This is a genomic window from Rhodoplanes elegans, from assembly GCF_016653355.1.
GTDB lineage: Bacteria > Pseudomonadota > Alphaproteobacteria > Rhizobiales > Xanthobacteraceae > Rhodoplanes > Rhodoplanes elegans.
The window spans coordinates 1-12,027 of record NZ_NHSK01000027.1 but is presented as its reverse complement, the minus strand read 5'-3'; the positions used below and the strand labels follow the sequence as shown (position 1 = coordinate 12,027).

The following is a 12,027-nucleotide window of genomic DNA, read 5'->3' as shown; positions in this document are numbered from 1 at the left end:
CCGCACCCGCCACCGCCCCGGCGCCCGCGCCCGTGACGACCGACCGCGTCGCCGCGCTCCCGCCGGCCCCGGCGCCTGCACCGGCCCCGGTCGTCGCCGCCACCGGCCCGGTCGGCCTGTGGATGACCGAGAAGAAGGAAGGCATGGTGCGGGTCGAGGCGTGCGGCCAGAACCTGTGCGGCTATTCGGTCGACGCCAAGACCGGCCGCAACGGCGAGAAGGTGCTGATCGACATGAAGGCGTCCGGCGACGGCTGGAAGGGCCGGATCAAGGACACCCGCAATGGCGGCGGCGGCATCTACGACTCGACGCTGGCCATGAAGGGCGCCGACAAGATGCGCGTCCAGGGCTGTGCCTTCGGCGGCATGTTCTGCGGCGGCCAGACTTGGACCCGGGTGAACTGACCCGGCCCGCCGGCCCCTCATCGAACCGACATCGCGCGCGCGGCGGCCCCTGGGGCCGCCGCAGCCGTTTTCGCGCCCGTTCAGGGGAGGCCGGTTAACGCGGACGCCGGCATCCCCGGCACAGTCGAAAGGCGGTGAATCCAAGGTAAAATCCAGACGCGAAATTCCATCCTTAGTCGTTGGTTTACCTCGGCAAATAAACCGGTTCTTTATGCTGTTGTTTAAACCGATTTTAGAGCGTGCCGCGTAGTAATGGTCGAGAACGAGGAATACAGGGCCTCGTCGAACAACAACCAATAGGCGTCGTCATGAAAGCAGTCGCAAGGCCGGCGGAACCCGCCGAGCGGGATATGCGCTTCGACCATATCCGGCCGCTCTACCTGGAATCGCTGACCCTCGTCGAACGGCTTCACCGCCGTCTTCTCGACGTGATCAAGGACGAGTTCGACCGCCGTGGCCGTGCCGACATCAACTCGGTGCAGGCGCTGCTCCTGTACAACATCGGCGACAAGGAGCTGACCGCCGGCGAGCTGCGCACGCGCGGCTACTATCTCGGCTCGAACGTTTCCTACAACCTGAAGAAGCTCGTCGAGATGGGCTTCCTCGACCACCAGCGCTCGCGGGTCGACCGCCGCTCGGTGCGCATCAAGCTGACCGACAAGGGTCGCGAGGTGCGCAACATCATCGAGGCGCTCTACCAGAAGCATGTCCGCACGGTGGAGCAGGTCGGCGGCGTCAACGCCGAGGAGTTCGCCACCCTCAACAAGGCGCTGCACCGGCTCGAGCGGTTCTGGACCGACCAGATCCTCTATCGGCTCTGATCGCGGGTCCGACTTCACGAACATCGGCGGGCGCCGTGCGCCCGACCCCCCGACGAACGCCCCGGCCGCGCCACGCGCGGACCGGGGCTTCGGTCGTTTGCGGGCTACGACCAGTATGGGCTTCCTTGAAAAGGCTGTCACCGAGAGCCCTGACCTCGGCCCGTCATCCTGAGGTGCTCGCGTAGCGAGCCTCGAAGGATGCGGCCCGGGCCGTCGCCCTTCGAGGCCCGGCTTTGCCGGGCACCTCAGGGTGACGGTGAGAGCCAGGGGTCGCTGGCGAACGCTACGTCGGGTCGATGGGCGCGCCCGCCGATGCGGCCCTCAGTCGAACGTCGCCGAGGTGGTGTCGGTCTTGCGGTTGTAGCGGATCGTGACACGCTGGACCTGGCACAGGTTGATGTCGTGCCACACGGCGGACGAATCGTCGTCGCTGTAGACGACCTTCAGGTCCCACAGGCAGGTCTTGCCGGCGCGGCTGAACGTGATGTTGGCGCGTTCGCCGTCCTCCAGCAGGTCGTCGCCCAGGATGTCCTCCTCCCAGTCGTCGGTCTTGCTCGGAGAGACGTAGACCTCGCTGATGTCGTACCCGGTGCGGTTGATCAGCGTGAAGTCCTGCCGGCTTTGCGCAAGCGCCGTCGTCGCCACCATCGAGACGAGGGCGGCGGCGGACAGAAGGTTCAGTCTCATGCAGATCGGCTCCGTTGCCGTTCGGGGGGTGCGATGCACGGAGCACGTCGGACCCGTGGATTCGCGCATCGGTGCGGCGGGACACTACGGAACACCCTCCGTTACCGTCAATGCCCGCCCGCCGACATTTCACGACGTCTTCACCACGATGGGCTGCAGAGGCGATGTCGCGCGTGTCCGCGCGGGGCGGGACTGACATAAAAACGCCGGCTCGCCTCCGTAATCGCGGTGATATGCGGATCGCGGTCGGGGCAGGGCGCGATCGCGCACGGGCGCGACGATCGCGCGGACGGACCAACGAGGCGCGACCTTTCGGGGCGCGGCGAGGTGAGATGGACGGGGACGTGAAGAAGGACGGTGGCGCGGCGGGGCTCCACCTGCACCAGGGGGCCGCGCGGGTTGCGTCGCAGGTCACGGAGCTCGACCGCCGGGCGGTCGTCAAGGCGCTCGCGGCCGGGGTGGCCGGGCTCGCAGCATTCGCCGGCCGGGCCAACGCCCAGGGCACCGACGCCGTGCTCGACCAGCTCATCCAGCAGAGCCAGGGGCGCAATTTCGGCCAGGGCTTCGATTCGGCCTCGCGCACCATCCTGATGCCCAAGGCCTCGCTGCCGACCCTCGATCCCTCGACGGCGCAGACCACCGAGCAGTTCATCCCGCGCTACGAGGAGATCGTGGCGCGCGGCGGCTGGCCCACCGTGCCGCAGGTCGAGCGGCTGCGGCTCGGCAACCGCAATCCGGCCGTGCCGGTGCTGCGCGATCGTCTCGCCGTGTCGGGCGACATCGATCCGGCCGCGGCCGGCGCCGGCGACGTCTACGACTCCTATGTCGAGGCGGCGGTGCGGCGCTTCCAGGCGCGCCACGGCCTCACCGTCGACGGCGTGGTTCGCCAGCAGACCCTCAAGGCCCTCAACGTGCCGGCCCAGGTGCGGCTGGCGCAGCTGCGCATCAACGTGGTGCGGCTGCGCACCCTGTCGAGCAATCTCGGCAACAAGCTCGTCGTCGCCAACATCCCGGCCGCCCAGATCGAGGCGATCGAGGGCGGCGTCGTGGTGTCGCGCCACGTCACGGTCGCCGGCAAGCCGGACCGCGCCTCGCCGATCCTGCAGAGCCGCGTCGTCGAGGTGAACTTCAACCCGTACTGGACCGTGCCGGTCTCGATCGTGCGCAAGGACCTGATCCCGCGCATGCAGGAGGAGCCGGACTATCTCACCAAGAACCACATCCGCATCTTCGACGGCCGCGGCACCGAGCTGCAGCCGACCCAGATCAACTGGAACTCGAACGAGGCGGTGAACTACCGCTTCAAGCAGGATCCGGGCGACTTCAACTCGCTCGGCTCGATCCGCATCAACTTCCCGAACAAGGACGACGTGTACATGCACGACACGCCGTCGAAGAGCCTGTTCGGCGAGGATTTCCGCTTCCACTCCTCGGGCTGCATGCGGGTCCAGAACGTGCGCGAGCTCGTCGTGTGGCTGCTGTCCGACACGCCCGGCTGGTCGCGCGCCGAGATCGACGCGGTGATCAAGTCCGGCGAGCGCAAGGACGCCCGCCTGGCGACACCGGTGCCGCTCCACTGGATCTACGTGACGGCCTGGGTGACGCCCGACGGCGTCGTCCAGTTCCGGGACGACATCTATTCCCGCGACGGCCTCGCCGCCAGCCAGGGCGCGGCGTCGCGCGGGTAGGGGGCGCCCGGAGGCTCCGCCCCTCGGTGCGGGAATCTGCTACCCTCGCGGACCCACGCTGCGAGGCCCGGGATGGCGGACGAATCGGCAGGTCGCGAGGTGTTCTTCGAGATGACCGCGGTCGGCGGCGCCGTCCGGGTGTCCGCGATCGACGGGGCCACCGGCATCGAGGTGATCGTGATGGGGCCGCTGACGACGCCGCGCTCGGACCTGCAGCGGCTCGCCCTGCGCAAGCTGGAGCGCCGGCTCGCCCAGGAGGGCGGCGGCTGAGGCCGGCTGACGACGATCTCCGCGATCCGACCGGGCGCGCCGCCAGCCGGCGGGGCCGCCCCCAATATCTAGAGCCGGGCGGCGGCGCGGCGGCCTACAACTTGGCGGTCGCCGGCCGATATGCTAATCCGACGGCCCAAACACACCCCGGGACCCGCCTGTCGAGGCGCCATTCTCGCGCATCCCGCGGCGCCAGGAGACCACGATGTCCGTGACGAAACCGGCTTCCGTCGAAGCTGAATCCTTCTTTTCCGCCAGTGTTCGAGACGCCGATCCGGAGATCTTCGGCGCGATCCAGCAGGAGCTGGGCCGGCAGCGTGACGAGATCGAGCTGATCGCCTCGGAGAACATCGTCAGCCGCGCCGTGCTCGAGGCGCAGGGCTCGGTGCTCACCAACAAGTACGCCGAAGGTCTGCCGGGCAAGCGCTATTACGGCGGCTGCCAGTACGTCGACGTGGTCGAGCGGCTCGCGATCGAGCGGGTGACCAAGCTGTTCGGCTGCGGCTTCGCCAACGTGCAGCCGCACTCGGGCGCCTCGGCCAACGCCGCAGTGTTCTTCGCCCTCCTGAGCCCCGGCGACACCTTCATGGGGCTCAACCTCGCGGCCGGCGGCCACCTGACCCACGGCTCGCCCGTCAACGTCTCGGGCAAGTGGTTCAACGTGGTGCCCTACAGCGTGCGCCCCGACGACCACCGCATCGACATGGACCAGGTGCGCGAGCTCGCCCGTGCGCACAAGCCGAAGCTGATCGTCGCCGGCGGCTCGGCCTATCCGCGGGTGATCGACTTCCGGGCGTTCCGCGAGATCGCCGACGAGGTCGGGGCCTATCTGATGGTCGACATGGCGCACTTCGCCGGCCTGGTGGCGGGCGGCGCGCATCCGAGCCCGTTCCCGCACGCCCACGTGGTCACCACGACGACCCACAAAACGCTGCGCGGCCCGCGCGGCGGCGTGATCCTGTCGGACGACGAGGCGCTGGCCAAGAAGATCAACTCGGCCGTCTTCCCCGGCATGCAGGGCGGTCCGCTCATGCACGTCATCGCGGCCAAGGCGGTGGCGTTCGGCGAGGCGCTGCGGCCGTCCTTCAAGGTCTACGCGAAGAACGTCGTCGAAAACGCGAAGGCGCTTGCGGAAACCCTGAAGTCCCGCGGCTTCGACATCGTCTCGGGCGGCACCGACACGCACCTCATGCTGGTCGATCTGCGGCCCAAGCAGCTGACCGGGAAGGTCGCCGAGGCGGCGCTCGGGCGCGCCCATATCACCTGCAACAAGAACGGCATCCCGTTCGACCCCGAGAAGCCGATGGTGACCTCGGGCGTCCGGCTCGGCACGCCGGCCGGCACCACCCGCGGCTTCGGCGTCGCCGAGTTCAAGGAGGTCGGCGATATGATCTCCGAGGTCCTCGACGTCCTCTCGCAGAAGAAGTCCGACGAGGACTCGCTGGTCGAGGCGGCGGTGCGCGAGAAGGTGAAGCGGCTGGTCGGCCGGTTCCCGATCTACCAGGACTGAGGCGAGGCCGGCGGGGCCGGCCGGGGCTCACGGGCCCGAGGAGCCGAAAGGTACGGGGGATCCACGATGCGCTGTCCGAGCTGCGGCAGCCTCGACACCCAGGTGAAGGACTCGCGTCCCACCGAGGATTCCTCGGCCATTCGGCGCCGCCGGCTGTGCCTCGCTTGCGGCTTCCGCTTCACCACCTTCGAGCGGGTGCAGCTGCGCGAGCTCACCGTGATCAAGCGCAACGGCCGTAGGGTACCGTTCGATCGCGACAAGCTCGCGCGCTCGATCGAGATCGCGCTGCGCAAGCGCAACGTCGATCCCGACCGGGTCGAGCAGACGATCTCCAAGATCGTCCGCGACCTCGAGAGCATCGGCGAGGGCGAGGTGACGGCCGAGACGATCGGCGAGACCGTGATGGCGCATCTGCGCGACCTCGACGATGTCGCCTATGTGCGGTTCGCCTCGGTCTACAAGAACTTCCGCGAGGCCAAGGACTTCGAGCAGGCGCTCGCCGAGCTCGCCGGCGCCGAGGACGACGAGCCGCCGGCGCGGTAGCGCCCGCTGTTGCGAGACATTGCCATTGAGTCCGCTCGTCCCCGCGAAGGCGGGGACCCAGGGGCCGCACGACGTGCGGCTCTGGATGCCCGCCTGCGCGGGCATGAGCGGAGATGGGGGCGAGTCGGCGGAAAGATCGTGTGGGCGCCCGCCCTTTAGCTCGCGCGCCCACCGCCGCCGACGTTGCGGATTGTCAAGGTTCTCATATTCCGCGCAACGCATGCTCGTCCCGCGCGGCCACGGAAGGCCGGCGGAGGCGACGCGTGGACCTGATCACGATCATCGAGCAGGTGGGGGAAGGGCCGACCCTGGCGCTCGCCGGGGTCGCGGTCGGCGCCGCCTTCGGCTTCGCGGCCCAGCGCAGCCGCTTCTGCCTGCGCGCCGCCTCGATCGAGTTCTTTCACGGCGAGGTCGGGCAGAAGGTGGCGATCTGGCTGATGGCCTTCGCAACCGCCGTCGTGTGGACCCAGGCCTTCATCCTGATGGGGCTGCTCGACGTCTCCGAGGCGCGCCAGCTCGCCCAGCGCGGCAGCCTGTCGGGGGCGATCCTCGGCGGGCTGATGTTCGGCGCCGGCATGATCATGACGCGCGGCTGCGCCAGCCGGCTGCTCGTGCTGTCCGCCACCGGAAACCTGCGCGCCCTCGTCACCGGGCTGGTGATGGCCGTGACGGCGCAATCGGCCTATCGCGGGGCGCTGACGCCGCTGCGCGAGACCATCACGGGCTGGTGGACGATCGACGGCGCCGGCGCCCGCGATCTGCTCGTCGTGCTCGGCCTCGGCCACGAGCACGCGCTCGCCTTCGGGGTCGTGTGGTGCGCGGCGGCCTATTTCTATGCCGTGAAGAGCAGGCTGCCGGCGTCGAGCTGGTTCACGGCGTCCGGCGTCGGCGGCATGGTGGCGGTCGGCTGGCTCGTGACCTACACGATTTCGCAGGCGAGCTTTTCGCCGGCCCGGGTGACCAGCATCACGTTCACGGGGCCGTCGGCCGACACGCTGATGTTCGTGCTCGACCAGTCGCGCATGGTGTGGAACTTCGACATCGGCTTGGTGCCGGGCGTCTTCCTCGGCTCGCTCGTCGGCGCGCTCCTCTACAAGGAGTTCGTGCTGCAGGGCTTCAAGGACGGCCAGAGCATGCGCCGCTACATCGTCGGCGCCGTGCTGATGGGCTTCGGCGGCATGCTGGCGGGCGGCTGCGCGGTCGGGGCGGGGGTGTCGGGCGGCGCCATCTTCGCGCTCACCGCCTGGGTGACGCTCGCCTGCATCTGGCTCGCGGCGGGGATCACCGATTTCCTCATCGATCGCGAGACGCCGGCTGCCGCCGGTGCGCCGGGCGCCGAGCCGGCCTCGGGACGGGCAGGGTAGGCTTTTCGGCGACGCTCTGCTGCGTGCCCCGGACAAGGCGCGTCGCGCCAACGGCGCGATGCGCCGCAGAGCCGGGGCCCAGGGGCGCCGGGATAATCGCCTCGTTTCGATCGCTCTGGGTCCCGGGTCACGGCGCGTCGCGCCGCGCCCGGGACACGAGCACACCGGTTGCGGTTCATTCTGCCGGCAGCAGCTCCATGAGCTTCGCCAGCCGCGCCCAGAAGAACTCCTCGCCCGGATAACCCTCGATGCGGCCGAGCTCGGCCTTGTCGACGACCAGCACGAAGGTCGGCGTGTAACGCACCGGGCGCGCGAGCGTCAGGCCCGAAGTCGGGACGTCGCGCTTCTCGACCTCGCGGATCGGGGCACGGCGGCCCTCCGGCGTCTTCGGATAGATCGGGCCGATGCGGGCGTCCCATTCGCGGCACCACGGGCAGCCGACCTCGCGGACATAGAGGAGCGTGGCGCGCGGCTCGGCGGCCGCACGGGCGACGCCGGGACGTCCGGCCGTCGTGGCGACGGCTGCGGCGGCGAGCAGGAGGGCGGTGCGGCGCGAGGGAAGGCTGGTCGTCATGTCGGCAGGATACCACGACGGGCCGCCGCCGCGCACGTGCCGGGGCGCCGAGCCTGGATCACGGATGCACGATACCGAATGATTGCAACGCTACCGGCTTCGCGTCACCATGCGCCCGACGAGAAGCACGAGTGCCGCGCGAAAAAGAATGCGGCCGGACAGGGGGAAACGATGTCGCTCGAGGTCGGGTTCGCGGCCGCCGCCCTGGCGGGCCTGTTGTCGTTCCTCAGTCCCTGCGTGCTGCCGCTGGTACCGCCTTATCTCACCTGGCTCGCCGGCGCCTCGCTCGACGAGCTCGCCGGCGACACCCCGCGGCCGGGAACCACGGCGCGGGCCTTCCTGCGCGCGTTGTTCTTCGTCGCCGGCTTCTCGGCCGTGTTCATCGCGCTCGGCGCCAGCGCCTCGCTGCTCGGCCGTCTGCTGACCGATCATTTGACCCTCCTGTCGCGCGTCGCCGGCGTGATCATCGTGGTGCTCGGCCTGCACTTCGTCGGCCTGATCAGGATCCCGCTGCTCTACCGCGAGGCGCGGTTCGGGCTCGGCGGCCAGTCGGCCGGGCTGTTCGGCGCCTTCGTGATGGGGCTCGCCTTCGCGTTCGGCTGGACGCCCTGCGTCGGCCCGGTGCTCGCCTCGATCCTGCTGATCGCCGGCGCCGAGGATTCGGCCGGGCAAGGCGCCGGACTGCTCGCCGCCTATGCGGCCGGCATCGGCCTGCCGTTTCTGACGGCGGCCCTGTTCGTGCGGCCGTTCCTCGGCTTCCTGAAGCGCTTCCGTGGCCATCTCGGCGCCGTCGAGAAGGTGATCGGCGGACTTCTGATCATCACCGGCGTGCTGATCTTCACCGGCACGATGGCCGACATCGCCGGCTGGCTGCTGGAGACAGTCCCGGCGCTGGGCAGGATCGGATGAGTGCGGCCGTCCCGTCCTCGGCCCGTCATGCCCGCGCTCGTCGCGGGCATCCACGTCTGTCCTGACTTGCCAGACGCAAGATCGTGGATGGCCGGGACGAGCCCGACCATGACGAAGGCGTGGAGGTCGGCCGGTTCCGCGCTGGCCTCACCCGTGGCGGAACCTCAGAATCTGCTCGTAGGCGCGCAGCTCGATGAGAAAGCGATGCAGGAGGTCCGGGTCGCGCGCCGCGACGGCCTCGGGGATGCGGGCGAGCGAGGCGCGGGCGCCGTCGACGATGCGGCGGAAATCGGCGTCGGCCTTCACGGGCGCCGGCGCTTCGGCGTCGCAGCGCGCGAAGGCGGCGTCGCTGTCCTTCGCGGCCGTCGTGATCGCAGCGCCCGGCGCCGCATCGGCGAGATCGGGGGCCTTGGTGCGATGCCGGTCGAGCGAGGCAAACGTGTCGGACAGCTCGCGCACGCAGTCGGCCAGCAGGCGGGTGCCGGCGGCGCGGCGGGCCGCGGAAAGATCGGCGGCCAGCGCCTCGGTCGTGGCGGCGGCGGCCGCGAGATCGCCGGCGTCGATCGCCGCGAGCGCCGTCGCGACGCGGTCCTTGTAGGGGGCGGGCAGGGCCTTCTGCAGCCGTTCGAGCGCGAGCGCCGCGAGGTCGCCGTTGCCGGTGCGCAGATAGCCGGCGGCGAGCCGCCGATCGGCGAGAATCGACTCGTCGGCGGCGACGTTCGGCGCCTGTGCCATCGCTCCACCGGTCGGCGTCGGACCTGCGCTCGTGATCAGGATCGCGTGAGCCAAGCACGCGACAGTGCAGACGATATGAAATCGCGGTACCATATGAAAAATGCTCATGAGGAAACGTCCATGCTGTCGTCGATGCTCTCACGTCGTGTTCTGATCGGCGCCGCGCTCGCGGGTCCTGTCGTGTCCCCGATGAGCCTGCGCGCCGAGGCGCTGAAGCTCAACGAGGACGGGCTGCCGCATGTCGACTGGTTCCTGCAGAGCCTGCTCGAGCTCGCCGACGACGTCGCGCTCGCGAGCCAGAACGGCAAGCGGCTCGCCGTGATGTGGGAGCTGCGCGGCTGCCCCTACTGCCGCGAGACGCACATCAAGAATCTCGGCGATCCGGCGATCGCTAATTACATCCGCAAGAACTTCGAGGTCCTCCAGCTCAATGTCGCGGGCGACCGCAAGGTCGTCGACCTCGACGGCGAGACGCTCTCCGAGCGCCGGCTCGCCGAGAAGTACGGCGTGCGATTCACGCCGACCTTCCAGTTCTTCGGCGAGAGCGTCGACGCCATGAAGGCGAAGGCGCCGCGCGAGCGCGAGGTGGCGCGGGCGCAGGGCTATCTGGAGCCGAAGCATTTCCAGGCCCTGTTCCGCTTTGTCGCCGAGAAGGCCTACGAGAAGGGCACGCTGCGCGACTATCTCCGCGCCCAGGGGGCGTGAGGAGCGGCGCCTTCTTCACCTCTCCCCGCGCGCGGGGAGAGGTCGACATTCGCGCGTCCCGCGCGGATGTCGGGTGAGGGGGCATCGCCGCGAGTCTCTGCTTACGCGAGTCTCGGCTTACGTGAGTCTCTGCTTGCGTGAGTCTCTGCTTGCGCGAGTCCGAGCTTTGCGGAAACGCCCCCTCACCCGACTCGCCTCTTCGAGGCGAGCCACCCTCTCCCCGCGCGCGGGGAGAGGGAGGGGCGCCTCTTGTCGGCGAAAGTCTTCACGTCCTCACGTCTTCACATCCTCGCACGACCGCGCTCGTCCTCACTTGTTCACCGGCGACTCCGGATCGAGCAGGAAGGCGACCGCGTCCTTGATCTGCTCCATCGTCAGGAACTTGTTGTGGCCGAAGCGCGGCATGTTGGAGCAGGCGAACACGGCCTGGGCATTGAACACCCGCTCGTAGACCTCCTTCTGGGCCTCCGGCGTCGTGCCCTTCAGCTTGCCGTAGCCGAGAAGGCTCGGCCCCAACGTGCCGTAGCTGATCTCGGTCGGCGCGAGCTGGTGGCAGGCGTAGCAGTTGCCGCCGTTCGCCTGCTTCGGATTGTCGCCCATGCGGCCGCCGAAGCCGGAGAGCGCGAGCTTCTCGCCGTTCTTCCAGCTGCCCAGATACTTGCCGTCCGCCGGATAGGTGACGTTCTGCTTCTCGCGGGCCAGGATCGCGTCGGCGACGGCCTGGGGCGGCTGATTGCGGTACTGCGAGCACACCGCCATCGTCTCGTCCTGGACGACGCGCGCCGCGAGGTCCGGCGGGAGGTTCTTCCAGGCGGCCGCGACCGCCTGCTCGAGCCGCTCGCGGGTGATGCCCGGGGCGACCTCGACGGCCGCCGGCGCGGCGGCACCGGTGCCGGCGCCCGTGGTGGACGGCGTGTCGGCGGCGAGGACCGGGCCGGACATCAGGAGTGCGGCCGCGACCGCTGTGGCGGCCGAGGCCGCGAAGGACAATCTGGTCATCGGGGTCCTCAGCGCTTGATGGAGGGCACTTCGATGGCGCCGCCTTCGGCCCGCTTGGTGAGATACGCGGCGAGCGCGATCGTCACCTCGGAGGCGTAGCCGACGTCCGGCATGCGCATCTGCCAATAGCAGTCCCAGATGCGGTGCTGCATGGTGCGCAGCGACGCCTGCGACACCCGGTAGGTCGGCCACGATCCCATGGTCGCCTGCGCGGCCTTGGGCGTGTCGAAGTACGGCAGGGTCTGCAGCCGGATGCGCTGGCCCTCCTGGCCGTGGCAGGTCTGGCAGGAGAAGTCGTTGATGCTGGAGCGCCGGTAGAACAGCGCTTCGCCCAGCGCCACCGCCTCGCGCTCCTTCGGGTGCTCCATCTTGGCCGCGTATTTCATCCCGTTCGACTTGTTGGCGACGAAGGCGACCAGCGCCTCGATCTCGGTCGCCGGGTTGCCGCCCGAGGAGGCGAAAGGCTTCTTGCGGATCGGGCCGGTGTCGATGCCCTGGATGGTCTCCATGCACCACAGGATGCGGGATTCGGCGTCCATCACCCGGCCGGCATCGGCGAAGAAGCGCGGCATCTCGGCATAGGCGCCGTCGACCTTGCCGGGGCCCTTGCCGAGGTCGCAGGTCTCGAGCGTGACGTTCTTCGGCCCGCGCGCCGTCGACCACAGCGTCTCGCCGGAGTCGACCGCGAGATAGCCGGGGTTCGACATCGGGTCCGAGATCATGGCCCGGTATTTTTCCAGCAGCTTGTCGGCGTCCTCCTCGGCCGCCGGCGCCGGTGCGGGAGGCTGGGCCGCGGGCGGCGCGGCGGCAGGGGGCTG

At 69.5% G+C, this 12,027-nt stretch carries 14 protein-coding genes; 9 read left to right on the top strand and 5 right to left on the bottom strand.

Annotation, left to right across the window (positions count from 1 at the left end; all coding sequences use genetic code 11):
* Positions 1–404 (top strand): DUF2147 domain-containing protein (locus tag CCR97_RS01655; protein WP_201159249.1); only part of this gene is annotated, 404 nt, incomplete at its 5' end.
* Positions 405–712: 308 nt separating this feature from the next.
* Positions 713–1,225: a transcriptional regulator LdtR gene (ldtR, locus tag CCR97_RS01650; RefSeq protein WP_111360698.1), complete on the top strand. Its 513-nt coding sequence runs from the start codon at positions 713–715 to the stop codon at positions 1,223–1,225.
* A gap of 321 nt (positions 1,226–1,546) precedes the next feature.
* Here the strand turns inward: ldtR and CCR97_RS01645 are convergent, their stop codons facing one another.
* Complete coding sequence (locus tag CCR97_RS01645; protein ID WP_111356599.1) at positions 1,547–1,912, bottom strand: argininosuccinate lyase; 366 nt, start codon at positions 1,910–1,912, stop codon at positions 1,547–1,549.
* Positions 1,913–2,244: 332 nt separating this feature from the next.
* Here CCR97_RS01645 and CCR97_RS01640 point away from each other — a divergent pair, with 332 nt between their 5' ends.
* From CCR97_RS01640 to CCR97_RS01620, 5 genes are all read left to right on the top strand, one after another.
* A complete protein-coding gene (locus tag CCR97_RS01640) occupies positions 2,245–3,600 on the top strand; it encodes a L,D-transpeptidase family protein (protein WP_111356600.1) in 1,356 nt (451 codons plus the stop codon).
* Positions 3,601–3,672: 72 nt separating this feature from the next.
* Positions 3,673–3,870 (top strand): DUF6898 family protein, encoded by a 198-nt coding sequence (locus CCR97_RS01635; RefSeq protein ID WP_111356601.1) that lies wholly within the window; start codon positions 3,673–3,675, stop codon positions 3,868–3,870.
* A gap of 205 nt (positions 3,871–4,075) precedes the next feature.
* A complete protein-coding gene (gene glyA, locus CCR97_RS01630) occupies positions 4,076–5,380 on the top strand; it encodes a serine hydroxymethyltransferase (protein ID WP_111356602.1) in 1,305 nt (434 codons plus the stop codon).
* A gap of 66 nt (positions 5,381–5,446) precedes the next feature.
* Positions 5,447–5,923, top strand: a complete 477-nt coding sequence (nrdR, locus tag CCR97_RS01625; protein ID WP_111356603.1) for a transcriptional regulator NrdR — start codon at positions 5,447–5,449, stop codon at positions 5,921–5,923.
* Between the two features lie 263 nt (positions 5,924–6,186).
* The gene (locus tag CCR97_RS01620) at positions 6,187–7,287 is read left to right on the top strand and encodes a YeeE/YedE family protein (RefSeq protein WP_338049047.1); all 1,101 of its coding nucleotides are present in this window, start codon (positions 6,187–6,189) and stop codon (positions 7,285–7,287) included.
* A 175-nt stretch (positions 7,288–7,462) separates the two neighbouring features.
* Here CCR97_RS01620 and CCR97_RS01615 read toward each other — a convergent pair whose 3' ends face one another.
* Complete coding sequence (locus CCR97_RS01615) at positions 7,463–7,861, bottom strand: thioredoxin family protein (protein WP_244670205.1); 399 nt, start codon at positions 7,859–7,861, stop codon at positions 7,463–7,465.
* A gap of 171 nt (positions 7,862–8,032) precedes the next feature.
* On the opposite strand from CCR97_RS01615, the gene CCR97_RS01610 reads away from it, so the two are divergent.
* Positions 8,033–8,770 carry a cytochrome c biogenesis CcdA family protein gene (locus tag CCR97_RS01610; RefSeq protein ID WP_111360236.1) on the top strand — a complete coding sequence of 246 codons (738 nt, stop codon included), beginning with the start codon at positions 8,033–8,035 and terminating at the stop codon, positions 8,768–8,770.
* Positions 8,771–8,917: 147 nt separating this feature from the next.
* Here the strand turns inward: CCR97_RS01610 and CCR97_RS01605 are convergent, their stop codons facing one another.
* A complete protein-coding gene (locus CCR97_RS01605; RefSeq protein ID WP_111360238.1) occupies positions 8,918–9,505 on the bottom strand; it encodes a hypothetical protein in 588 nt (195 codons plus the stop codon).
* A gap of 120 nt (positions 9,506–9,625) precedes the next feature.
* Between CCR97_RS01605 and CCR97_RS01600 the strand changes: the two genes are divergently transcribed.
* Positions 9,626–10,210: a thioredoxin family protein gene (locus tag CCR97_RS01600; RefSeq protein ID WP_420826049.1), complete on the top strand. Its 585-nt coding sequence runs from the start codon at positions 9,626–9,628 to the stop codon at positions 10,208–10,210.
* A 309-nt stretch (positions 10,211–10,519) separates the two neighbouring features.
* Here the strand turns inward: CCR97_RS01600 and soxX are convergent, their stop codons facing one another.
* Positions 10,520–11,209: a sulfur oxidation c-type cytochrome SoxX gene (gene soxX / locus CCR97_RS01595; protein WP_201159247.1), complete on the bottom strand. Its 690-nt coding sequence runs from the start codon at positions 11,207–11,209 to the stop codon at positions 10,520–10,522.
* Positions 11,210–11,217: 8 nt separating this feature from the next.
* Positions 11,218–11,952 (bottom strand): sulfur oxidation c-type cytochrome SoxA, encoded by a 735-nt coding sequence (gene soxA / locus CCR97_RS01590; RefSeq protein WP_244670206.1) that lies wholly within the window; start codon positions 11,950–11,952, stop codon positions 11,218–11,220.
* Positions 11,953–12,027 lie beyond the last annotated feature (75 nt).

Coding starts and splice junctions, on each gene's coding strand:
- ldtR (WP_111360698.1), top strand. CDS start 713: ATGAAAGCAGTCGCAAGGCCGGCGGAACCCGCCGAGCGGGATATGCGC.
- CCR97_RS01645 (WP_111356599.1), bottom strand. CDS start 1,912: ATGAGACTGAACCTTCTGTCCGCCGCCGCCCTCGTCTCGATGGTGGCG.
- CCR97_RS01640 (WP_111356600.1), top strand. CDS start 2,245: ATGGACGGGGACGTGAAGAAGGACGGTGGCGCGGCGGGGCTCCACCTG.
- CCR97_RS01635 (WP_111356601.1), top strand. CDS start 3,673: ATGGCGGACGAATCGGCAGGTCGCGAGGTGTTCTTCGAGATGACCGCG.
- glyA (WP_111356602.1), top strand. CDS start 4,076: ATGTCCGTGACGAAACCGGCTTCCGTCGAAGCTGAATCCTTCTTTTCC.
- nrdR (WP_111356603.1), top strand. CDS start 5,447: ATGCGCTGTCCGAGCTGCGGCAGCCTCGACACCCAGGTGAAGGACTCG.
- CCR97_RS01615 (WP_244670205.1), bottom strand. CDS start 7,861: ATGACGACCAGCCTTCCCTCGCGCCGCACCGCCCTCCTGCTCGCCGCC.
- CCR97_RS01610 (WP_111360236.1), top strand. CDS start 8,033: ATGTCGCTCGAGGTCGGGTTCGCGGCCGCCGCCCTGGCGGGCCTGTTG.
- CCR97_RS01605 (WP_111360238.1), bottom strand. CDS start 9,505: ATGGCACAGGCGCCGAACGTCGCCGCCGACGAGTCGATTCTCGCCGAT.
- CCR97_RS01600 (WP_420826049.1), top strand. CDS start 9,626: ATGCTGTCGTCGATGCTCTCACGTCGTGTTCTGATCGGCGCCGCGCTC.
- soxX (WP_201159247.1), bottom strand. CDS start 11,209: ATGACCAGATTGTCCTTCGCGGCCTCGGCCGCCACAGCGGTCGCGGCC.